The sequence below is a fragment of the Longimicrobiaceae bacterium genome (assembly GCA_036375715.1).
Classification (GTDB): domain Bacteria; phylum Gemmatimonadota; class Gemmatimonadetes; order Longimicrobiales; family Longimicrobiaceae; genus DASVBS01.
Genome location: DASVBS010000034.1, coordinates 132,335 through 154,165, shown reverse-complemented (window position 1 = coordinate 154,165; position 21,831 = coordinate 132,335). Strand labels below are relative to the sequence as shown.

Annotated in this window: 20 protein-coding genes and 2 tRNA genes; 4 read left to right on the top strand and 18 right to left on the bottom strand. The window is 67.5% G+C overall.

Annotated elements, in window-relative coordinates:
• Positions 1–37: 37 nt before the first annotated feature.
• From VF167_07610 to VF167_07590, 5 genes are all read right to left on the bottom strand, one after another.
• A complete protein-coding gene (locus VF167_07610) occupies positions 38–301 on the bottom strand; it encodes a hypothetical protein (GenBank protein ID HEX6925280.1) in 264 nt (87 codons plus the stop codon).
• A gap of 30 nt (positions 302–331) precedes the next feature.
• On the bottom strand, positions 332–1,546 hold the full coding sequence (locus tag VF167_07605) for an Mrp/NBP35 family ATP-binding protein (protein ID HEX6925279.1): 1,215 nt from the start codon (positions 1,544–1,546) through the stop codon (positions 332–334).
• A complete protein-coding gene (locus VF167_07600) occupies positions 1,543–2,304 on the bottom strand; it encodes an FTR1 family protein (GenBank protein HEX6925278.1) in 762 nt (253 codons plus the stop codon). The genes VF167_07605 and VF167_07600 overlap by 4 nt, the downstream gene beginning before the upstream one ends.
• A 319-nt stretch (positions 2,305–2,623) precedes the next feature.
• Positions 2,624–3,556, bottom strand: coding sequence for a universal stress protein (locus tag VF167_07595; protein ID HEX6925277.1), 933 nt, complete (start codon positions 3,554–3,556; stop codon positions 2,624–2,626).
• A gap of 56 nt (positions 3,557–3,612) precedes the next feature.
• Entirely contained in the window at positions 3,613–3,840 is a 228-nt protein-coding gene (locus VF167_07590; GenBank protein ID HEX6925276.1) for a DUF2892 domain-containing protein, read from the bottom strand.
• Between the two features lie 620 nt (positions 3,841–4,460).
• Here VF167_07590 and VF167_07585 point away from each other — a divergent pair.
• Positions 4,461–5,000: a CBS domain-containing protein gene (locus tag VF167_07585; protein ID HEX6925275.1), complete on the top strand. Its 540-nt coding sequence runs from the start codon at positions 4,461–4,463 to the stop codon at positions 4,998–5,000.
• Between the two features lie 278 nt (positions 5,001–5,278).
• Here VF167_07585 and VF167_07580 read toward each other — a convergent pair whose 3' ends face one another.
• The 6 genes from VF167_07580 to VF167_07555 form a co-directional block, all read right to left on the bottom strand.
• A complete protein-coding gene (locus VF167_07580) occupies positions 5,279–6,562 on the bottom strand; it encodes a hypothetical protein (GenBank protein HEX6925274.1) in 1,284 nt (427 codons plus the stop codon).
• A 257-nt stretch (positions 6,563–6,819) separates the two neighbouring features.
• Positions 6,820–7,641, bottom strand: a complete 822-nt coding sequence (locus tag VF167_07575; protein ID HEX6925273.1) for a mechanosensitive ion channel domain-containing protein — start codon at positions 7,639–7,641, stop codon at positions 6,820–6,822.
• Positions 7,642–8,743: 1,102 nt separating this feature from the next.
• Entirely contained in the window at positions 8,744–10,771 is a 2,028-nt protein-coding gene (locus tag VF167_07570) for an Ig-like domain-containing protein (GenBank protein ID HEX6925272.1), read from the bottom strand.
• Complete coding sequence (locus VF167_07565; GenBank protein ID HEX6925271.1) at positions 10,768–11,883, bottom strand: hypothetical protein; 1,116 nt, start codon at positions 11,881–11,883, stop codon at positions 10,768–10,770. The genes VF167_07570 and VF167_07565 overlap by 4 nt, the downstream gene beginning before the upstream one ends.
• Positions 11,880–13,151 (bottom strand): tetratricopeptide repeat protein, encoded by a 1,272-nt coding sequence (locus VF167_07560; protein ID HEX6925270.1) that lies wholly within the window; start codon positions 13,149–13,151, stop codon positions 11,880–11,882. The genes VF167_07565 and VF167_07560 overlap by 4 nt, the downstream gene beginning before the upstream one ends.
• A gap of 527 nt (positions 13,152–13,678) precedes the next feature.
• On the bottom strand, positions 13,679–14,506 hold the full coding sequence (locus VF167_07555; GenBank protein HEX6925269.1) for a phosphoenolpyruvate hydrolase family protein: 828 nt from the start codon (positions 14,504–14,506) through the stop codon (positions 13,679–13,681).
• Positions 14,507–14,743: 237 nt separating this feature from the next.
• Between VF167_07555 and VF167_07550 the strand changes: the two genes are divergently transcribed.
• The 3 genes from VF167_07550 to VF167_07540 all read left to right on the top strand — a co-directional run bounded on the left by VF167_07550 (position 14,744) and on the right by VF167_07540 (position 17,259).
• Positions 14,744–15,070: a hypothetical protein gene (locus VF167_07550; GenBank protein HEX6925268.1), complete on the top strand. Its 327-nt coding sequence runs from the start codon at positions 14,744–14,746 to the stop codon at positions 15,068–15,070.
• Between the two features lie 82 nt (positions 15,071–15,152).
• Positions 15,153–15,572 (top strand): hypothetical protein, encoded by a 420-nt coding sequence (locus VF167_07545; GenBank protein HEX6925267.1) that lies wholly within the window; start codon positions 15,153–15,155, stop codon positions 15,570–15,572.
• Positions 15,573–16,041: 469 nt separating this feature from the next.
• Positions 16,042–17,259, top strand: a complete 1,218-nt coding sequence (locus tag VF167_07540) for a hypothetical protein (protein ID HEX6925266.1) — start codon at positions 16,042–16,044, stop codon at positions 17,257–17,259.
• Between the two features lie 179 nt (positions 17,260–17,438).
• On the opposite strand, the gene VF167_07535 is transcribed toward VF167_07540, so the two are convergent.
• The 7 genes from VF167_07535 to hemC all read right to left on the bottom strand — a co-directional run bounded on the left by VF167_07535 (position 17,439) and on the right by hemC (position 21,829).
• A tRNA-Arg gene (locus VF167_07535) sits at positions 17,439–17,512 on the bottom strand.
• A 308-nt stretch (positions 17,513–17,820) separates the two neighbouring features.
• Positions 17,821–17,894 (bottom strand) — tRNA-Pro (locus VF167_07530).
• Between the two features lie 41 nt (positions 17,895–17,935).
• Positions 17,936–18,955, bottom strand: coding sequence for a zinc-dependent alcohol dehydrogenase family protein (locus VF167_07525; GenBank protein HEX6925265.1), 1,020 nt, complete (start codon positions 18,953–18,955; stop codon positions 17,936–17,938).
• 60 nt (positions 18,956–19,015) lie between these two features.
• The gene (rdgB, locus tag VF167_07520; GenBank protein HEX6925264.1) at positions 19,016–19,666 is read right to left on the bottom strand and encodes an RdgB/HAM1 family non-canonical purine NTP pyrophosphatase; all 651 of its coding nucleotides are present in this window, start codon (positions 19,664–19,666) and stop codon (positions 19,016–19,018) included.
• Positions 19,663–20,385, bottom strand: coding sequence for a ribonuclease PH (rph, locus tag VF167_07515; GenBank protein HEX6925263.1), 723 nt, complete (start codon positions 20,383–20,385; stop codon positions 19,663–19,665). The genes rdgB and rph overlap by 4 nt, the downstream gene beginning before the upstream one ends.
• Positions 20,382–20,876, bottom strand: coding sequence for a D-glycero-beta-D-manno-heptose 1-phosphate adenylyltransferase (gene rfaE2, locus VF167_07510; GenBank protein HEX6925262.1), 495 nt, complete (start codon positions 20,874–20,876; stop codon positions 20,382–20,384). The genes rph and rfaE2 overlap by 4 nt, the downstream gene beginning before the upstream one ends.
• Positions 20,873–21,829 carry a hydroxymethylbilane synthase gene (gene hemC, locus VF167_07505; protein HEX6925261.1) on the bottom strand — a complete coding sequence of 319 codons (957 nt, stop codon included), beginning with the start codon at positions 21,827–21,829 and terminating at the stop codon, positions 20,873–20,875. Before hemC ends, rfaE2 begins: the two co-directional genes overlap by 4 nt.
• Positions 21,830–21,831: the final 2 nt, after the last annotated feature.

The following is a 21,831-nucleotide window of genomic DNA, read 5'->3' as shown; positions in this document are numbered from 1 at the left end:
ACTTTCCTGGCCGAGCTGATGCGATTGATCCAGGGAACTATGGCCGCACTCGTACGCTCGGACCGCTTGCCGGCGGGCGACGATCGACGTCGGGGCGACGGCGGGTGCCGCTTCCAGGGAAGGGGACGGATTGCTTTTCGCCGGTGCAGCGATCGATCACCCGTCGCAACTTTTCGCTGACCTGCGCCTCGGCCCCGGCCAGCGCGTTGGCGCGGCGGACTTTCTCCACGAGGTCATCCGCGATACCCGCCTTGCCGGTGGGATCGGTGGTGCACGGTGGAGGTTTCGGTGGGAAGGCCATGCAGCCGCTCCTGAAGGTGCCAATCGGACTCTATCCTCCAAGTCTAGCCAGGGCGCCACTGGCCGGCTGCCGGGGTTCGTCGGTGAGCCCTGTCGGGGATCTCTCTACGGCGTACTCGTCATCCTCCATCCGGGTGAACCCCAGCGCCTCGATGATGGCTCGGGACAGCGCCCCGAAGGCCGACGCCGCGGTTCCCCGTGGGCTCTCCAGTACAGGCGGGGCGCCCCGATCCTCTCCCTCCATCACCGGCTCCTCGAAAGGAACTTCCACCAGCAGGGGCACCCCGCTCCGCTGAGCCAACACTGTGCCACCGCCGCGACCGAAGGGATGGGATCGGCGCCCGCAGGCGCAGGCGGTGTAGCACATGTTCTCGACGATGCCGAGCACTGGCACCTCGAGCTTGCGGAACATCCCCACCGCCTTCTCCGCCTCCTGCACGGAAAGACGCTGCGGCGTGGTGACCACGATCCCTCCGTCGACCACTACCGACTGCGCCAGCGACAGCGGGACGTCACCCGTTCCCGGAGGGAGATCGACCACCAGCACGTCCAGCTCGGGCCAGACGACCCCGCGGGAGAACTGCTTGACCGCCTTGCTCACCATCGGTCCCCTCCAGACCGCTGGAGACTGAGGGCCCAGGAAGAAGCCGAAGGAGACCACGGCAAGCCCGTGGGCTTCGAGTGGCAGGATCTTCTTGTCCTCGCTCATCCGGACGCGTTGAGCACCGTCCTCGATCCCGAGGATGATGGGGATGGACGGCCCGTAGATGTCGGCATCCATCAGCCCTACTCGCAGACCTTCCGAACGCAGCGCGAGCGCCAGGTTGGCCGCGACGGTGCTCTTCCCTACCCCGCCTTTGCCGGAGCCGACCGCGACGATTCGCGATACGCCGGGCAGTCGCCCGCGGCCGGCCCAGGGATCCGGGACTCCCGGGGCACGACGCTCCGGGGGTAGGATCTGCACCTCCACGCGCACCGCACCGATGGAGATGAGCTTCTCGCGGATCTCCCTTCGGAGCAGCTCGGGCACCTCCTCACGGGTGCTCGACAGCACCAGTGAGACGTGCACCCGGCCGTTGCGGACGGCGACGGAGCGCACCATCCCGAAGGAGACGAGGTCGCGATTAAGGCCCGGATAACGCACCTCCGCCAACGCGGCGCGCACCATGGACGGTGTGAGGTCCTCGTTGTCCGGCACGGCGCCGGGCGTCGACTCGTCGAACGGCCGCTCCATGCGCTTGCTCACAACCCGTGTTCCGCTCGCCAGCCGATCCGATCGAGCAACCAGGCGCCCGCGAGCCACGCGGCTGGTGTAGCCACCATCAGCAGCACGAGCCAGCGTCCGTACACGCCTTCGGGTCCGTAGGGCTCCGTGGCCACGTGCAATGCCGTGCTGCCAGGCAGCACTCCGGCTTCGGCGAGCTCGTGAAACGAGGTGATGGCGATCTGCACGCTGAAGAGGAGCAGAAAGATTCCGGTCACCTGGAAGAAGCGACGCAGGTCGATCCGGTGTCCCACCCGGACCCACAGCCACGCCATGGCGAGCGCGCCGACCAGCCCCAGGGCCGCTCCGGCGAGCAGACGCCCCTGCCGGACCTGGAAGAGGAGCAGCGCCGTCTCCATTCCTTCACGCGCGACCATGAGCGCGGTGAAGATGAAGATCCCGGCTGCAGCGGAGCCGGTAGCGGGCCGAGAGACGCTGGCTTCGATCCTGCCCTCGATCCGGCCGCGCATCCGCGGACCTTCCCTCCACATGTGCACCACCAGCCCCACCACCAGGGGAAGGGCGAGCAGGCCCAGCAATCCCTCCCAGAGAGGGAGGTTCGCCCCCTGCATCAGGATCCAACCGAGAATCGCGCTGGCGAGCAGCGCGGCTGCGATCCCCGCGTGGACGGCGAAGAGAAGCGCCGTCCTCCCGGTTCGTCGGAGGTACGCGATCGTGATCGCCACGATCAGGAAAGCCTCGAACCCCTCCCGAAGCACAATGATGAATGCCTGGAGCATCTCTCCTCGCCGTTGCCTTGTGCCGGGAAGGTGCGTGCACACCGGTCGACCCCCGCGCAGCCCGCTCCGCCAGCGGTCCGGAAGGCGGCCAGCGTCTGCACCGTTGAGATCGATTCTCAACCTGGCAACGGCGGTGCTCCCAGACCGTGACTTTGGTCACGATCCGGTGGTATGGCGACTCATGGCATGGCGGGAGAAGGCGCGGACCACCGCCGGCGGTCGGAGGTTCCATCAGCCGGGGTAGCCGTGGGAGGATGGAGCAGCGTCCTACGGCGCGGGGCGTGTCGGTTGGCAGCAGATTTTCGGAGCGTCCGCTGCGCTAGTCACCCGCGCTGGGCCGTGCCTGCGACGGTCTGACATCCAGGATTGGAGGGACCAGCAGGACCGGGCATTCCGCCTGGCGTACCACGGCCGACGAGACGCTTCCGATCAGCGCCCGTGCCAGGGCTCCGCGACCGTGGGTGCCAAGTACGAGCAGATCGACATCCGCGCTGGCGAGGCGCAGGATTTCCTCGACCGGTGAGACGTTCTGCAGGATCTCCGGCTGCACCTTCACGGGTACCTCCGGGGGCACCTTCTGCCGGGCGATGCCGATCTGCTCCATTAGCTGCTCCCGATAGAAGTCGAGGCTCACAAACGATCGTGCGACTTCGGCGCGTAGCGGCACGACGTAGGCAACCACCACGGTCGTGGGCTCTCGCTCGTCCGACCTCGGTGGGACGCCGAGCGCCGCGGCCCAGGTAAATGCCTCGTTCATCGCCAGCTGGGCCGGGTGCGACAGGTCGGTCGCGACCAGCACCTTCCGGAGCGGCAGGTTGATAGGATGTCTGACGATCAGGCAGGGCACGTCGCTGGTCCGGATAAGCCGATCCGCCGTCGTGCCGAGCGGTCTCTCCGGCAAGGGGCGGTGTCGGTGCGGCCCGAGGACGATGAGGTCCGCGGACACCTCATGGGCGCGCTCGTAGATGCCTCGGTGCGCGGAATTCACCTCGAGGCGCGCGCTCGCGACGGTCTGTTCAATCCCTACGCGCTCCAGCTGCGCCGCCAGTGCACCGCGAGCCCGATCGAGGCGCTCCTGTATCTCCGGAGCGCTCTCGATCACCCCCAGGAAGGTGACCTCCGCCGGCTCCACGTGCACCGCGTGAAGGTCCGCGCCGGCCAGCGACGCGATCTGAGCCGCCGCGCGTAGCACCTCGTCTGATGAGTCCGACAGGTCGGTGGCAACGAGCACGGAGCGAATCGGAAGCGGCATGAGCTCCCCCCGTTGAGCCGTTTCGGGTCGCGAATGAAGTAATCCCGCCCCTCACCCTACGATTCCGCGTTCTGTGAACGTGGTCGACGTCGGGTACTGATCCCCAGCGCCGAGTAAATCGGACACCATCCGACTAGCCCCGCCACCAGGAGCGCCGCGCCCACGATCCCTGCCAGCGCCCCGAGCCACGATCGCGATGGGTCGCCCCAGGCGAGGAGCACGAGGAGGCCCCCCACCAGGATCCGCAGAATCCGATCCCATCCGGCTTGGTTGACTCTGACCATGTGTACCTCCTGCTCTGCAAGTCGCAGCGCCCCAGGACCGCAATCAGCATGCGGTGCTGGGTTGTGCTGCCATAGCGGCTTGTGGGCAAGCGGTCTATTGGCGCCCGCTCTTCATGTCCGGGGCTGGTTCCCGAGCGCTGGCCAATCGATCCCAGGTATTGCGCCCCGAACCGTCTCCTCGCCTTGCGGGGTACGCTGCGGCATCCGCCTGTAGGGAGCGTCCTACCGGCCGGTACCGCGCTACCACGCCAATCCTCGCCCGCACTACAACTTAGCGCCCCAGCTCTGCGCGGGAGTCAGAAAACGCCCGCGAGAGGCGTAGGGAGAGCTACGCATCGGCACGGAAGGTTCGGGTGGGTTCGTTCGGGTAGCCGGCTCGTTCCGGTATCGCGCATCGCGCTCGCTCCGGGTGGTGGCGCGGCCACGGATCGGCATCTTCCCGACACGGTTCTCCGGCAATCCGCGACTGACGGGGGGATGAACCAGCACCAGTGTTCGCGGAGAAGCACACGGCTCCGATGAAGGCAGGACCCTACTGAAGCCCTATTGAAGGAGGAAGGGAGGACGAGATGCCGCAACAATCCACAGCATTCGGCAGCAGTCCGACCCTGAGCGAGTTGATGACAACCGAGGTCGTCACGCTCTCGCCGGACGACTCCCTGCGCCGTGCAGTCGAGGTGCTGTCGGCGCACAAGGTTAGCGGGGCCCCGGTCGTCGTCGGGCAGGAGGTGGTCGGTGTGCTGTCCGTCACCGACGTCATCGCCTTCCAGGGATCGACGCCCGGAGTACCCGCGGAGCGACCGGATCAGGTCGAGTGGGGAGAGTGGCAGCCGGCGGAGGAGTGGGTCGAAGGAGAAGAGCCCCCCGCCGCCTACTTCCTCGAGTTGTGGGAAGATGCGGGAGCGCCGGTGGACGAGCGCTTCCGCGCCAGCTCGGGCCCCGAATGGGACGTTCTCGAGGAGCACACCGTTTCGGAGGTCATGAGTCAGCGCGTCTTCTCGCTGCCGCCTGAGGCCACGGCACAGGAAGCCTCCGCCCAGATGCTGCGGCTCGGGATTCATCGCATCCTGGTGATGGACGGCTCGCGCCTGCTGGGAGTGGTCTCCGCCACCGACATGCTGCGTGCCGTGGCCGCGAGCTCGCCCGCGGACAGCCGATAGAGGACCGGACCTCAGCCGGCTCCCGGGAGAGTGACGGCACCAGTCGGCGCGGACCGCATCCGGGTTCCGAGCGGGGCCGATGAGACGCCGGTACGGGCGAGAGTTCGTAGGAGCACGCTGCCTTCTGCGTTGGAGAAAGCCGGCGGCAGTAGAGGCGGGTGCAAACCTACCCAGGCAGACCCCGGAAACAATCGCCTGGAGATGGCCGCCACTGAAGGCCACCTCCAGGCGACGGGAAAAGGCCGCCGGCGGATGGCGGCGCGGCGCAGCTTCCCTCCTCAGACCTTCAGGAAGATCCGCCTCCGGTACATCCAGAACAGCGTGAGCCAGAGGACCAGGAGCGCAGCCCCTCCGCTGGTGATCGGCTCGAACTCCGCTCCGAAGAGCTCGAAGAAGCCGCTCCCCAGGTGGATGCGCATGGTGTCGACGATGTATCCGGTGGTCTCGTGCACCAGCACGTACATGGCGATCGAGTTCATCCCCACCACCAGGAAGGGGAAGGCCCAGCGCCGGTATCCCTTCATGTCCAGCACGTAGTAGAAGAACGCGAGGAACAGCACGGCCCAGCCGCCGCTGAAGATCGCCCAGGATGGGGTCCAGATCCGCTTGACCAGGGGAACCACGCCGAGCACGTGCAGCAGGAGCCCCAGCACGATGCCCAGCGCGCCGAAGGCGAGCATCATCCGCAGCTTCTCCGACGCTTCCCGTCGGGTTCGCAACAGCTCACCCGCCAGCAGGCCGAACATCATCGTGGCCAGGGAGGGGATGAAGTTGAGGGTGAGATACCCTCCGCGGTTGTAGACGAAGGGTTCCTCGCGCGGGAAGAGGTTCAGGAACCACTGGTCGAACCAGGCCGCGAAGTTCGTGTTCTTGTTCCAGTGTGCCGCGAAACCTTGGAGTTGGTGCGGCCAGTCTGGCGGCACACCCACGCTGGCGGTATTGAAGCCGGGACCGGGCAGCGGGAAGAGAGCGAAGGCGAGCCAGTATCCGAACAGGATCAAGCCGGCGGACAGCCACTGCACCGTCGGCCGTACGTGCGCCAGCAGGAAGAGGAAGACGTAGCCGAGGCCGATCTGGGTGAGGACGTCCTCGAAGGTGAAGTACGTCTGAGGCCGTCCATTCGAGCGCAGGTAGATGCCCAGGAGGATCAGCACCACCGCCCGGTAGATAGCGTGTCCCAGCATGTGGCGGAAGGACTGCCCCCTGGCGCGGCGGCTCGCCAGCGAGAAGGGCAGCGACACCCCTACCATGAACATGAACGCCGGCTGGATCAGGTCCCAAGGGGAGGCGCCCACCCACGGGACATGGTCCAGCGACCACGCGATCCACTGGGCAACCGTGTTGTCAAAGGTCCGCGCCACCTGCGGGATGCGCATGATCTCCGAGGCCATGAACAGCATGGTGAAGCCCCGGAAGACGTCGAGCGAGGTCAGGCGCCCTGAGCCGGGCGGCGGTGCGGCGGTACCCGGAACCGCGATGGAAGCCCGCGCGGGAGCCTGAGGCGGTGCCTGAGTGGCTGCGGATGCGGGCGGAGGAGAGGACACCAGGCGCTCCATGGTCATCGTCCGGTCGGTGGGGCGGTCGGTTGCACGGCCACCGCGGCGCTGAGGCGGTGGCGGCGGTGAGCGGTGGTTCGAGGAGAATGGATGGTACGACGGGAGCGAACGGCGAGCAAGCGCTTGGAGCGGGTTCCGGTCATCCTCGGGAGGAGTGCACCCGAAGCGTTCGCTTCGAAACCCGTCCCTTCTCCACTCGACTCCTGCGAGGATGATGACCGGGACCGATCCGACGCTCTCTTTTCAGGCGGTTCCAGCCGCAATCATGCCGAACGTGCGCCCAGCACGTCCAGCATGATCTGCTGCTCGATGTAGCTCCGCTCGCTGGATCTCGCCGGCACGCGCACCACCAGGTGGACCTCGCCGGCAGCGGGCACCTGGATGGTGACGCGCGGCTCGACGTTCGGGATGTCGAGCCCGCGCTGACGGCTGAGCTGCTCCATGTGGCGGCGCACGTCGTCGAGGTACGGCGCGCAGTGGCGGCGTGCGGAAGCGAGGAGCGCCTCCGACGCGCTCTGCCAGTCATCCTCCCGTTTGTACGGGATCGTGAAGACGTGCAGGATGTAGTCGTGGGTGTAGCTCTCGTTGATCACCGGCTCCGACACGAACAGCGAGTTCGGAATCACCGCCATGCGGCCGGTCCGCTGGTGCGTGAGCTTGCCCGGCCCCACCTCGAGGATCGTCGTTGCCAGCAGGTTCTGGTCGATGACGTCGCCGCGGAACTCCTTGATCTGGATCCTGTCGCCGATCACGAACGAGCGCGACGCCATCTTCAGGATCGATCCCGTGATGCACAGGATCAGCTCCTTGGTGGCCACCACGAAGGCGACCGCGATGGCGACGATGGAGATGGCGATGGTGCGCAGCTCCTCCGCCCAGATCGTTACCAGGCCCAGGATCAGCAGCAGCGCCAGGCCGTTTCGCGTCTGAACCAGCCAGCGACGCCGCAGCTCCGGCGCCTGCACGTGGCTGTGAATGAACCGAGCTGCAATCAACCTGAGCACGATGACCGAGACAACGAGCAGTCCACTGCTCAGGATCAGCGGGATGGGCAGGGTGGTGGCAAAATCGAGATCGGGGACCATTCCGTGTTCGTGTCTCTGTGAGGCGGTTCCCGCCACCCGTCGGCGGGCACGAGCGACAGGAGGATATCGCCAGAAGGCCGCGCAGGCGATGGTCTGTGAGGAAGTGGGGGAGTACCGGACGGGCGCCGAGTCGCGCGCGGTCGCGGTCAGGGGGCCGTGCTCCGCCCGGTGTGTCACGCGGGACGACGAGCCAGCAGATGGCGAGCTGGCGTGGGCGACCGCAAGGGGGCGGATGACGACGACGCCGGCAGTTGAGCTTCGTGAGGAGAATCCCTAGTCGGCCTATCAGCTCGCTATCCGACCAGTCCGCCCGCGCTCGAGTACGGGGATCTCAGGACGGCATAAGAGAACAACTCCCGACACTCCGGGGCGGTGCTCGCGGATACGTTGGTCAGGCGGTGCTGCATTCGCGAACAGGACGGCCTCCACGACGCCCGTGGCACCCGCGGGGGAACCAACGTTGGCCGAACATCGTGTAGCGGCGGGCGTAGCCGTGATTGCGGCACCTCGATCGCCTGCGTCGTCGCCGGGCTCACGTCAGGGCTATCCACCAGGCCGCTACGAGCGTCCCGAGGATCCCGGTGAGACCCAGGAGAGCCACGAGAATGATGCCGACCCGCTCGCCAGGTTCAAGGTCGTTCGCAGTATGACGCGGTATCCTTCGAATCCACCGCTCGCGCAATTGCCAGTGCTCCATGATGGCTCCTTCCCCGCTCATTCCCGCCAGCCTGGAGTGCGATTCGGAACAGGGCGTGGATCACCTCCTCCCGGCGGCGGGAACCGCGGTCCACAGGAGTGTTTGCCTGATCCTCCGGCAATGGATACCCAGCATTTGGCGCCGTCGGAGTGACCTTCATCACAGCAGTCGCCGCCCGAAGCCAAGCTGAAGACAGGCGGCCCCGGGGATCCCTCATCCCGGGGCCGCCCTGTGTGGGGAGCCGTGCTGCTGGGTCCTTGCGCCGGATGTCCCGGCGCGGAGCTGTCCTCCTAGGACACGATCGTCCGAATGCGATCGGTCACGGCAGTCCAGCGGATCACATCGCTATCACCAAAGCCCGGCCGTCGAGCTACCCGGCCACAGAAATCTGGCTCGAGAAGGAATTCATTGCGGCTCGGGTAGCACGGTCAGGTCCACCGAATTGGAGAACTCATTCGTGTCGGGGTCGACCACGGCGACCGGATAGACCCCTTCCACCTCCAGGAACCCCGACAGTACCTGGCCACTGACCTCCGTCTCGCTGATGAACGTGGTCTGGAGCGTCATCTCACCAATGGCGATGATCAGGCCGGGGTGGAAGTTGCTGCCGAGGACCGTGAGCGTGAACGGGTCGTTCGTGAAAACGGTATCGGGCGCGATGTCCTCGACTACCGGCGTGTTGTTGACGGTTTCGAAGCTCTGGACGCCGCCATACGTAGTGTCGATGGATTCGCCGACGACGACCAGCTGATAGAAGTACTCCAACCCTGAGCCGAGACCCTCAACCAGTTGGGTGACCGTTCCCGCGCCGCTGCCAGGCGTGAACTCCACACCCGGTTGGATGGACGCTACGCTATCCGGGCTCGCGGAGAACAGGAACGCGTACTCGTAATCGAGTCCTGCCGCGTCGATGCTTCCCGCGAGGACCACGTCAGTTTCGCCGATGGCCGATGGGGGCAGCGTCTCGACGAAGGGGGTCGCTCTGTCGACCGAAAACACCAGCGGCTCTGCCTCGCCGCCGCCAGGTCCGGGTGAGACGATGTCGACCACATACGAGCCCGGCAGACGCAGATCGCCGGGCTGAAGCTGCACCCGAAGCTCTGCGGGGCTCACATACGTCGTCGGGCGCTCCTCACCTTCCCATAGCGCCTGGGTACTGGTGACGAATCCCGTTCCCGTGATCGTGATCGTGAGCCCGTCCGTGCTTGCCGTCGTGCTGGCCGGTGAGATCGCGTTCCCGACCGGCGTGGGGTTCTGAACCGTGACGCGCGCCTGTCCGGACTGACCCTCGCTCGTCGCCGTGATGTCGACGACGCCGGCTCGGACTGCCGTGACCAGACCGTCGGCGGATACTCGGGCGATGGAGGTGTCTGTGCTTGCCCAGCCGACGGGGCGACCCGGGAGAACGCTTCCATCCGCCGCCTCCACGCGCGCGGAGAGCTGCACGGTGGAACCCACCAGCAGGCCCACCGAGTCGGGCGTCACGATCACGGATCCTACCGGCACGCGGCTCACGATCACCGGCACGGTTGCCGGCGGCGCGGAGCCCGCCTGGGCCTCGATGGTGGTCTCCCCTTCCCCGACCGCGCGCACCATACCGGTTCCATCGACCGTGGCGACCGTTTCGTCGGCGCTGGAGAACTGCGCCGTGCGCGGCAGCGGATTGCCGTTGACGTCGTGCACGATCGCGGTAATCCGTGCCGAGTCGCCCACCTCGAGCTCGATCTGCTCGGGGACGATTTCGATCTCGGCTTCCGTGGCCCGCACCTCCACCACCGACTCTGCGGAGAGCTCTCCGCTTGTCACCCGCACCCGCGCCTCGCCCTCCGCGAGCGCTTCTGCGACGCCCGCGGGCGTAAGGCTGATCACGTCCGGGTCAAGGATCTCCCAGGTGAGCGGCGCGCCGGCAATCGTATCGCCCGTGGCGAAGAGGGCGTGGGCGCTGAGCCGCAGAGAGTCGCCGATGGCGGTGAGAGGCCCGTACCGGTCCTCGACGTGGATCTCCGCGGCAATAGGCACGAGCCCCGGTGTCGCCGTCACCACCTCCCCCTGGCGCAATACGACCTCGGACTCGGCGGAGAAGATGGGAGCCGCCCCCGCCCGGAGCTCGAGCACAAGAAGGAACGGCTCTTCAGGCTGTTCCATCTCGATCGAGACCTGTACCGGACGCGTAGAGCCGGGTGCAGGTAGCGCGAGCGTCGAGTCGAGAGCGGCCACGTCGCCCCGCCAGAGCTCGACGCGAACGGAATCCGCCTTGTCGAAGGCCTCCGCGGCCCCGCCGCTCTCGCCCGGGACGAACTGGTAACTGATCCGCATGCCGGCGCTGCCGAGCGCGGGCGCCGAGGGCGCGAAGAATCCGTCCTTGCATCCAGCGGCCAGGAGGGCGGCGAGCGCAGCGGCCGATCCCAGCCGGCGCATCTTCGAGCGGCTCATGGGCGGCCTCCCATGCGCACGGACAGGCTGAACTCGGCACCCGTGAAGCTACTGGAGCTTCCCGAGCGGACGTCTACGTTCCCATAGCGGCCGCGGATCGCCGGGATGAGCGTCACCCCTCCACTCGGCACCTCCAGGCCGATCATGGCGCTGCCGACGTAGCCCTGTCCCACGCCGTCGTCGTTCCGGTAGACGCGCGCGTCTGCCGACGGCGCCAACACGACGGAGCCCAGTGGCGTGCGTAGCCCCGCGCCGAACAGGAGCAGATCCTCCCCCGGCGCCGAGCCGCCCCCGAAGATCTCCGCCCGCTCACCCTCTCCGCGGTGCATCCAACCCGCATAGGTGATTGCATTGCCTCGAGCCCCCGCGGCGAAGGTGAGCGCACCCACCGCCTCCAGTTGGTCACCCGATCGATAGATGCCGGCCCCGCTCATCTGGTCCTCAGCGCGGTTCGAGTAGCCCCCTTGAAGGGTGAACCGAGCAGAGGGGGAGAGGTCGACGTAGCCGAACGCCCGCAGGAGTAGCTGGTTGCCAGGACGATACGCCTGGCCACCGTTCTTGAACGCGTCGTATTCGCGCTTCACGAGATAGGAGGCAGAGACGCTCAAGCCTGAGCCCTCGAAGGCCTGCGTGAGCGAGGCGCCGCCTCCCACGCCTCCGCCACTGCCCCAGGAGTTCACCCGCAGCGGGAGCAGGTACGAGGAAGCGAGAGCCGCCACCCGGGCTTCGTCGGCAGTCATGCTCTGCACCCCCGTCGGCAGCGCCGCGATGAAGGCCGCGCGGAGCGGGCCCGCAACCGCCAGGTCCAGCGAAAGACGGGAGTCGGTCAGACCCTGCAGCTCATACCTCTTTCCACGGACCGTCTCCACCTCGCCCCGCGCAAACGCTCCCTCCAGCGAGAGGGTGCTGGATGAGCCCAGGATCGGCACACGTACACTGAACGGGGCCGACAAAACGGTGAGAGATCTGGCGCCCACCGCCTCCGGATCGGAAAAGGTGTAGATCTCGAAGGATTCTCCGACGGTCGTCTGGGCGAGGGCGGCCGAGCCGTTCAGAATCCAGGCGAGGCCCGAGATGGCCAGCGCGCCTCGCATCACAGAGCGGTGGCTCATGGGGCCCCTGGCCGGCTGAGGATGATGTCGAGGATGCCGAGTCCGCCGAAGGGTCCAATATCGAAGGCCTCGACTGCGGGTGGCTTCTCCGGTGGGAGTGGCGGCCCGATGTCTGGAAGGAGCGGCGTCGTCCTCTCGACTACCGCGGTTACTACGGCGACGGTAATTGCTTGAGTGGGCAGCTCCTGGGCACGATTCATTGCCGCAGCCTGCATCGCACGCTGATTTGCCGCGTCGAAATTGGGGTCGAGGCGTGCTGCCTGGCGGTAGAGCTCCGCAGCCGCGCCGAAGTCGCCCCGGTCCTCGGCTTCCAGCGCGCTGCCGTAGGCGAGGAGCGCGTCCAGGCTCTGTGTGGGAGGCTGTCCGATGCGATCGAGCTCGGCCTGGGTCAGCTGAATACCCAGCCGCTCGTAGATGCCGATAGCGAGGCGTCGCTGCGCGTCGAAGAGGCGTCGCAACGCATCGCGCTCCTCCACTCGCCCGGTGCTCTCGGCCGAGCGCACGTCCATCACCGTCGCCAGCAGCTCGACGTCTTCGCCGCTCCCAGTGAGACTGCCCTGCACCACGTGCTCGGCCTGCAGCAGCCGCCCGCTTCTCGCCGCCGTGGCCGGATCCACATAGCCTTCCTGCGAGAGGCTCATCTCATCGAGCAGCAGCTGCACGCGGCTCCGCTCTAGCACCCTCAGACGCTCGGTCTGCGAAAGGTCCGTCGTCAGCAGGTCCGCAAGCGCGCGGCCGAGCGGCTCCAGGCGCGGGTCGTTGCCACGGTACAGGAACGGGTAGACGGCGACGGTCCCCGGTTGCGGCTCGGTGTCGGCCAGCTCGGCCTCCTGTGCCACCAGGCGCTTCGCCTCCGCCACCATCACCTTTCGCTGCAGCAGCCGGATGCGTCGAGCGACCTCCGTCGGCCACCTGCCCCTCTTCTCCACCTCGAGATAGGCCCGATAGGCCTCGAGGGCGTCGTCCAGGTCGCCCTGTTCCTCCCGCAGCGTCCCGAGCAACAGCAGGACGCGGGCATCGCCCGGGTTCTCCGCTCGGGCTTCCTCCAGCAGGGGCAGCGCTTCGTCGGCTCGTCCGGTCAGGCGATACGCCGACGCCAGAGCGAGTGCGGTAGAAGGCGAGTTCGGATCCCTCTGATGTGCCGCTTCGAGACGTGCGACCTCAGCGGCATCCGGCGGGGGGATGGTGGCGATGGCGCAGGCCGAGAGAAGGACGACTAAAGGTGCGCCGAGCCACGTGAAGCGGAGGCGAGAACCGGCGTTCGGCATGGGAGATAGTCCTTGTCCGCGAGGGGACCCGCCCAGCCAGCGCGCGTAGCGGCGCGCGGGCTGAGGAGAGAGGTGCGAAGTTGTGAGCGCCCGCGCTGGCCACGAGCAGGAATCTGTCACCGCCCAGGAATGTGACATCGACGTGATTCCGAGGAGGCGTGCAGTGGCTCGGTGCGAACTTCGCTTGACGTTGTGCTGGCCTGTATCCGGAGCCGTGATGGAGCGCTCCGAAGGAAGGACCGGGCAGCCTGACCTCAACCGCGCAATATGTATAGCGACATCTTGGCGAGCCAGGATCTTGTTGCGCGGGTGCGGCGCGGAATATCGAAGTTGCGGGGCCCGGCGTACAGACGGCGAGCCCGCGAAGCGCATCCACCCGTTCTGTCGTAGGATTGCGCGGCAGAGTATCAGGGGCTGGCGCCTTAGGGTTTCACGGCGGAGCGCCGGCGTCAAGCCCGGGCGGCCGCTGAAGCAGGCGGGCGGGGCGCCGAAAGGTTCGGCGCCACCCCCCGCGTGCCTGGATCGGCCTAGTCGCCCCGCTGAATCTGCTTGAAGCGCTTAGCGTTCTCGGTCATGGCGACCTCGGTGGGTAACCGTTCCATGCTCGAGGCCCCGAAAAAGCCGACCACACCCTTGGTGCGGGCCAGCACGTACTGGGCGTCCTCGGGTTCGGCGATCGGGCCCCCATGGCAGAGCACCAGGATCTCCGGGTTGACCTCCTTCGCCGCGTCGTGCATCGCCTGGATCAGCGGCACGCAGTCGTCGAGGGAGAGGGCGGTCTGCGCGCCGATGGTGCCCTTGGTGGTGAGTCCCATGTGCGGCACCAGTAGGTCGGCTCCTGCCCTGGCCATCGCCACCGCGTCTTCGACCGTGAACACATAAGGGCAGGTCAGCATCCCCTCCTCGTGGGCGATGCGGATCATCTCGACCTCGAGCTCGTAGCCCATCCCCGTCTCCTCGAGGTTCTGGCGGAACTTGCCGTCGATCAGGCCCACGGTGGGGAAGTTCTGCACTCCGCTGAAGCCCTGGTCCCTGAGCTGCCGGATGAAGGGGCGCATCAGGCGGAAGGGGTCGGTGCCGCACACGCCGGCGAGCACGGGGGTCTGTTTGACGATCGGCAGCACCTCGTAGCCCATCTCGACCACGATCGCGTTGGCGTCGCCGTAGGGCATCATGCCCGCCAGCGAGCCACGCCCGGCCATGCGGTAGCGGCCCGAGTTGTAGATGATGATCAGGTCCACCCCTCCGGCCTCGGCGCACTTGGCCGACAGGCCGGTGCCAGCCCCGGCGCCGATGATCACGCCGCCGCTCTCGACCGTCGCGCGGAGCTTGGCAAGGGCTTCAGTGCGATCCATGCTGGTTTCCTCCTGTGGCTAGACCGTGAGCATCTGGTGCGGGCGCTCCGCCCGGGTTTCGGCGAAGCCTGGGTCGAAAGTACGGAATAGCTGGCGTTGGCGAGCCTGCCCGGTGCGGCTATCTATAGCCGATGGCGTGTATGCCCGCCAATCAACCCAGGGCGCATGAAACAACCGGTGCGCAGACGCGCACCCTTGGCACACACTGACTACGCAATGCCGAGTAAGAAGAGGAGTGTGAACTACCGCATTAACGGAGCGGCGGACGAGTTGATCAAGCAGCTAGGCCTGCGGTTGGGGCTTTCGGGCGCGGCAGTGGTCGAATTCGCCGTGAGGCTGGCTCTCCGAACACCAGGGCTTCGCCCGACTCCGGAGTGGCGGCGATGGCACGACAACGCGGGGATCACCTCACCATGGACCCGGAGGGTCTCCGACCTGGCTTACGTGGGGATCAAGGAGCTCGCGGAGCGCTGGGGCCTGTCGGAATCCGACACGCTGGAATTCCTCGTGTGGGATATGGCGAAGCGCGAAGAGCTGATCGGGCGCACCTCTGTCACTTCGTAACCGATTGTTCGTGAGATAAGCGCGGTGCGGCTCTGACAGCACTCACCGATATCTCGCTTCTCACCTAGCCTCTGGAGGAGGTATGAAGATCGAAGTCAACGAGGCTCGGGAGTTCGAACGTGTATCGAGTCTGATGGAGGACCCAGCGGCGGTGTTCGTGTTCGGCTCCAATCTGCGAGGGGCACATGCAGGAGGGGCAGCGCGTGCGGCTCGCCTCCATTACGGCGCCCTCGAGGGTAAGGGTGTCGGGTTCTGGGGCAGGAGCTACGCAATCCCGACCATGGACGAGGCCCTGCGCACGCTTCCTCTGGAAGAGATCGACGTCTACGTGCATCGATTTCTCCGTGCCGCGAAGGCTCTGCCGGAACGGATCTTTGTGGTCACCCGCATTGGGTGTGGTATTGCGGGTTACCAGGATGAGCAGATCGCGCCCCTCTTTGACCTTGCCCCGGAGAACGTGAAGCTGCCGGAGGGCTGGAGAGAATACAACCTGGATGGGTAAGTGGGTGCCATCGTGGACCTCCACCCAATCCGGCAGATCGTTAGCGCGAGTGGTCGGTGACGCTTCCACCGCCCTCGTCGTCTATCTGACGGATATCCGGCTGGAACTGCCTAATCGTTCTCAAATTGCTCGGTCGTAGCGGTGCGGCGCACCCCAGAAGATTGGCGCATCTGGAACTCCGGCGGTGAGCCCCAGCTGTTTGGATCGAGAACTGGTTTGTCTTCATCGAGCTCCGCTTGGACCGGACGCCCAGCCACGTTCGTCTGGCCCGGCGAACGGACCACGCAGGTCCGCGCGACGGTGATCGGCTATCCAAGCGGAGGAAAGCCGCCCCCCGGGGGTGCGCATAGAGAAGGCGACGTTGCGGCAGCTTCTCACGATCAAAGGGTTCTCACGATCTCAGGGGACGGTCATATCAGGTATCGAGACACCTGGGCCGGGTCGCCCGAGCGAACGCCGGCGGCTTCTCGTGGCAGCGGTCCTGCTCCTGACGGCTGCTTGCACGGATCTCACCGAGCCCGAGCTAGCGCCGAGGGTTCAGGAGGACTTGCTGGCGGCTGGCAGCGGTGGCATCGTCGGGCAGCGGATCGGCGCCGGCGAGCGACACACGTGTCTTCTGCTCGGCGACGGCGTGATCAAGTGCTGGGGATGGGGGCCGGACGGCCAGGCGCCGGTAGTGAAGTACGCCGCCACGGCCAGATTCGTCGAGGTCGGTGCGGGCAACCTCCACAGCTGCGCGCTGCGGACCGACGGCGTCATCGAGTGCTGGGGATCGAACTGGACGCGGCAGGCGCCGGCCATCAAGCAGGCCACCCTAGGCACCTTTTTCACCCAGGTCAGCGTCGGCCGCGACCACAACTGCGCGCTGCGGAACGACGGGGTTGTCGAGTGCTGGGGCTACAATGAGGAAGGCCAGGCGCCGGAAACGCGCGCCACCCCCGTCGGGTTCGCGCAGGTCAGCGCGGGCAGGTACCACACCTGTGCGCTGCGCAAGGACGGCGTGGCCGAGTGCTGGGGATCGAATGAGTACAGGGCTGCGCCGGCCACGAGAAGCGCCACCGTCGGCAGATACATCCAGATCGCCGCCGGCTGGCTGCACACCTGCGCGCTGCGGAGCGACGGGGTCGTCGAGTGCTGGGGCAGCAAGTACTACGACCAGTCGCCGGAGACGAAGGTTGCCGCCACCGGCTCTTTCACCCGGATCGACGCTGGCGCTCATCACACGTGTGGACTGCGCACCGACGGCGCCATCGAGTGCTGGGGCGACGGCCATAACTTGGAGCGGCACGCCGCGAGCGGGCGCTTCGTGCGGGTCTCGGCCGGACCCTTTCACAACTGCGCGATCCGCGACGACGGCTGGGTGGAGTGCTGGGGGTCCGGCCGCGGAGTGCTCAACCCTCCCGAGCCACCGACCGGGGTCGTGGCGACGGCGGTTTCCCCGACCCGAATCGAAGTTACCTGGGAGGACACGGACACCGAGTGGTCCTTCCGCGTGAATCGCCAGGTCCTCCGGGACGACGGGCTCTGGGACTGGCAGTACCTCGGCACGACGGAGAAGAACCAGCCCTCCTACACGGACGACGCGGTGGCCCCGGGCCGGACCTACCGATACGTCGTGCGCGCCTGCAATCCGACCGGCTGCTCTGACTTCACGTTCGCGGACTCCGTAACCACGCCGACGGGCTGAGCCCGGCGGGCCCCCGGCCCCCCTCCGTCGGCTCCCCTCCAGGATCTCGTCAGCAGTCAGCGGGGAATCATCGATCGATTCCCGCCTGGATAAAGTCTGACGCAACTAGCCCGGTCGCTCGCCGCATCGGCGGCGCTCGACCGGGCTATCCATGTCCGTGACAAAACAACTCCGAAAGACGCGCCAGCCTGGACTCGAACCAGGGACCTACGGCTTAGAAGGCCGTTGCTCTATCCAGCTGAGCTACTGGCGCATGACCAGGCGCGGGCCCACGATGCGCCGCGGCCCGCGCCACTTCCGTGCCTTGCGCTGATCCGGGCGGCGCGACCGCAGCATCATCCGACCGCAGCATCATCGTGCGGGCGCCCACAAGGGGGCCCACCAGGGACGCCCCTACAGGCAATACCGTGCCCGATCGCGTAAGTCTCAGAACAACGCGGCGTTTGGTGTTGCGACCGGCTGCCCACACGGAGCAACACCGTGCCCGATCCGCACAGCTCGGGAACGGCGCGGCGCTCTTGTACCCGCCCGCGATCCGCGTGCGTCGTCTGACTCGAAAAGTCGGGACGGCCAGATTCGAACTGGCGACCCCCTGGTCCCAAACCAGGTGCGCTACCGGGCTGCGCCACGTCCCGCGAAAGGCTTCGCCGAAAGCTAGTTACGGCGCTACTGCGCGTCAACTCGGCGCGGGCACCGCCACCTCCTCGGTGGTCAATACCGCTGCGCCCCGAACCCGCCCCTCCCGCAACGCCCGCAGCGCCTCGTTCGCCGCCTGCAGCGGATAAGGCTCGACGGCGATCTCCAGAGTGAGCTCGGGCACTAGCGCCAGAAACTCCTCGCCGTCGCGCCGTGTGAGGTTGGCCACGGACCGCACTACTCTCTCCCCCCACAGGAGGGAGTACGGGAAGCTCGGGATGTCGCTCATGTGGATCCCGCCGCACACCACCGTGCCGCCCGGCTCGACCGCCGCCAGCGCGTGCGGCACCAGCGCACCCACCGGGGCGAAGATGATCGCGGCCTCCAGCTCCACCGGTGGGTGCTCGGTGGACGCCCCGGCCCAGACGGCGCCTACCTCCCGCGCGAACCGTTGCCCCACCTCGTCACCCTCGCGGGTGAAGGCGAACACCTGGCGACCCTGGTGCACGGCGACCTGGGTAATGATATGGGCGGCGGCACCGAAGCCGTAGATCCCCAATCGGCGCGCATCACCCGCCATCCGTAGCGAGCGGTAGCCGATCAGCCCGGCGCAGAGCAGCGGGGCCGCTCGCAGGTCGGGAAAGCCCTCCGGGATGCGGAAGCAGAAGCGGGCATCCGCCACCGCGTACTCGGCGTATCCACCATCCAGGTGATAGCCGGTGAACTCCGCCCGCGGACAGAGGTTCTCGCGCCCGCTCTGACAGTATTGGCACCTGCCGCAGGTCCATCCCACCCACGGGATCCCGATCCGGTCCCCGAGCGCGAGTCCCTGCACTCCCGCGCCGAGCTGCACGACCTCTCCCACCACCTCGTGCCCGGGAACGATCGGCAGGCGGGGATCGGGCAGCTCCCCGTCGACCACGTGCAGGTCGGTGCGGCAGACGGCGCAGCATCGCACCCGGACCAGGACCTGCCCGGGGCCCGGCTCCGGCACTCGCAGGCTGACGGGCACCAGCGGGGTGCCCGGAGCCTGCAGCTGCATCGCGAGCATCGAGGACATCGCCAATCCTGCCTGGTTATCCGGTTTCTCCGTCGGGGAGGATTGCTCCGCTGGGAAGGCCTATCCGTCGGTGCGGTCCGGCGACGCCACGCGGTTCCGCAGCGCCTCGGCTACCGCACGCATGGCGCGCGCCCGGTGGCTGAGCTGGTTCTTCCGCGCCGCGTCGATCTGCCCGAAGGTGGCACCTTCCTCCGGCACGTAGAAGAGCGGATCGTAACCAAAGCCTCCATTTCCGCGCGGCTCGCGCAGGATCTCGCCGTCGCACCGGCCGGCGAACACCCGTTCCCGCCCGTCTGGCTCCGCCACTGCCGCCACGCAGACGTAGTGGGCCGTTCGCCGGTCGTCGGGCACGTCGGCCAGGCGCTCGAGCAGGAAGGCGTTGTTCGCCGCATCCAGCGCGTCGCCTTCCAGGTCCGCCCGGCCGGAGAAGCGCTTCGACCGCACCCCGGGCGCACCACCCAGGGCGTCCACGCACAGACCGGAATCGTCCGCCAGCGTCGTCATCCCCGAGCGCCTCGCGAAGTAGCGCGCCTTGGCCATCGCGTTCGCCTCGAAGCTGTCGTGGACCTCGATCTCCTCCTCCGCCGGATCGTAGTCGACCCCGGCTTCACTGAGGTCGATGACGGCTGGCCCGCCGACCTCCTCCATGATCTGCCGGATCTCGCGGAGCTTGTGCGCGCTGCGCGTGGCGACGAGCAGGCGCCGGGTCATCCCAGAAGCTGCCGCTGGGCGGCGATGAGCCGCTCGATGGCGGGGCCGGCGAGGTCCATCATCCGCACGAGCTGATCGCGGGTGAAGGGCGCGCGCTCGGCGGTGCCCTGCACCTCGATCAGACCGCCCCCCTCCAACGCCACCACGTTCAGGTCTACCTCGGCGCGGGAGTCCTCAGCGTACTCGAGGTCGAGGAGCATCTCGCCCTCCACCACCCCCACACTCACGGCGGCGACCAGCTGCCGGAAGGCCCCCGTCGGCGAGCCACGCTGCGCGTCGATCCACGCGCAGGCGTCGCGCAACGCCACGGCCCCGCCGGTGATTGAGGCCGTACGGGTTCCCCCGTCCGCCTGGAGCACGTCACAGTCGATCCGGATGGTCCACTCCCCCAGCGCCTCGAGATTGACGCAGGCGCGCAGGCTGCGGCCGATCAGGCGCTGGATCTCCTGCGTGCGTCCGCCCACGTGGCCACGCTCACGGTTGGTGCGCTGCTGCGTGGCGCGCGGCAGCATGGCGTATTCGGCCGTCACCCACCCTGCCCCGCTTCCCTTCCTCCAACCCGGCACCCCTTCCTCCACGGAGGCAGTACACAGGACCTGCGTCCGCCCCATGCGGATCAGGCACGACCCTTCGGCATACTCGGACACGCCGCGCTCCATGGTCAGCTCGCGCATCTCGTCCGCGGCTCGTCCCTGTCGCACCGGTGCCGGCTCGGTCATTCGCCCCTCTCCTTAACCCGTTCGATGATGCTGCTCGTTGAGCGCCCGGGGACCAGCGGCACCACCTCTACTCTGCCGCCGGCCGCGATCACCTCGGCAGCGCCCACGATCTCCTCCGGCCGATAGTCGCCCCCTTTGACGAGCACGTCCGGGAGGATCGCCTCGATCAGGCGCAGTGGAGTATCCTCGTCGAAGCGCACGACGGCGTCGACAAACTCCATCGACGCCAGGACGAGCGCCCGATCCTCGAATTCGTTCAGCGGCCGACCTTCCCCCTTCAAGCGGCGCACCGAGTCGTCGCCGTTCAGCCCGACGATGAGGCGATCGCCCAACTCCCGGGCGGCGCGCAGGTATTCGACGTGTCCCCGGTGGATGACATCGAAGCAGCCGTTGGTGAAGACGACGCGATCTTCGCGGGGACGGCCGAAGCGGCGTACCGCCTCGTTCCAGCTCAGGACCTTCTCGGATGGATGGCGGACGCGTGAGGTCATGGGGCCGTAGGAGGCACCGCTTCCTGTGAGCGAATCTCGGCCAGGATCGCGTCGGCGCCCTGCTCGCGCAGCGCCGCGGCCGCCAGCCGACCGATCTCCTCCGCCTCCGCGACCTTCCCTGTCCGCTGGTGGCGCAGCAGCCGCTTTCCGTCGAGGCTCGAGACGAAAGCCGTCAGCCGCAGGTCGTCTCCGTCCACTTCGGCCAGCGCCCCGATCGGAATCTGGCACCCGCCCTCCAGCTCGCGCAGAAGGGCGCGCTCGGCCGCGACCGCGCATCCGGTGGGCACGTCGTGGAGCGTGGACAGCCGCTCGGCGGTCCGGGCGTCGTCGGCCCGCGCCACGACGGCCAGTGCTCCCTGCCCGACCGCGGGGAGCCACCGCTCGGGCTCGAGGTACTCCGCGATCCGCTCGGCCATACCCAGCCGGATCACCCCGGCGGCCGCCAGGAGGATTGCGTCGTAGTCGCCGGCCTCCAGGCGATCGAAGCGGGTGTTCAGGTTCCCTCTCAGGTCCTCGACGCGGAGGTCGGGGCGCGTGGCGAGGAGCTGGGCACGCCGTCGCAGTGAGCTGGTGCCGACCCGCGCTCCCGGCGGCAGGGTGTCGAGTGCGACCGTCGACCCCGGTGGGCCGATGAGCACGTCGCGAGGATCCTCCCGAGCGGTCACCGCGACCAGGGTCAGTCCGGTGGTGATGCGCGTCGGCAGGTCCTTGAGCGAGTGAACGGCGATGTCCGCGCCCCCTTCCAGGACCGCGCCGTCGACTTCCTTGGTGAACAGCCCCCGGTCCCCGATTCGCGACAGGGGTGCGTCCGTGATCCGATCCCCCTTGGTGCGGACGACGGAGATCTCCACCTCCAGTTCCGGATCCGCCGCGAGCAGAGCGTCGCGGATGGCGTTCGCCTGCCAGAGCGCCAACTGGCTCCCTCGCGTGGCGATTCGCAGGGTTCGGGTCATTG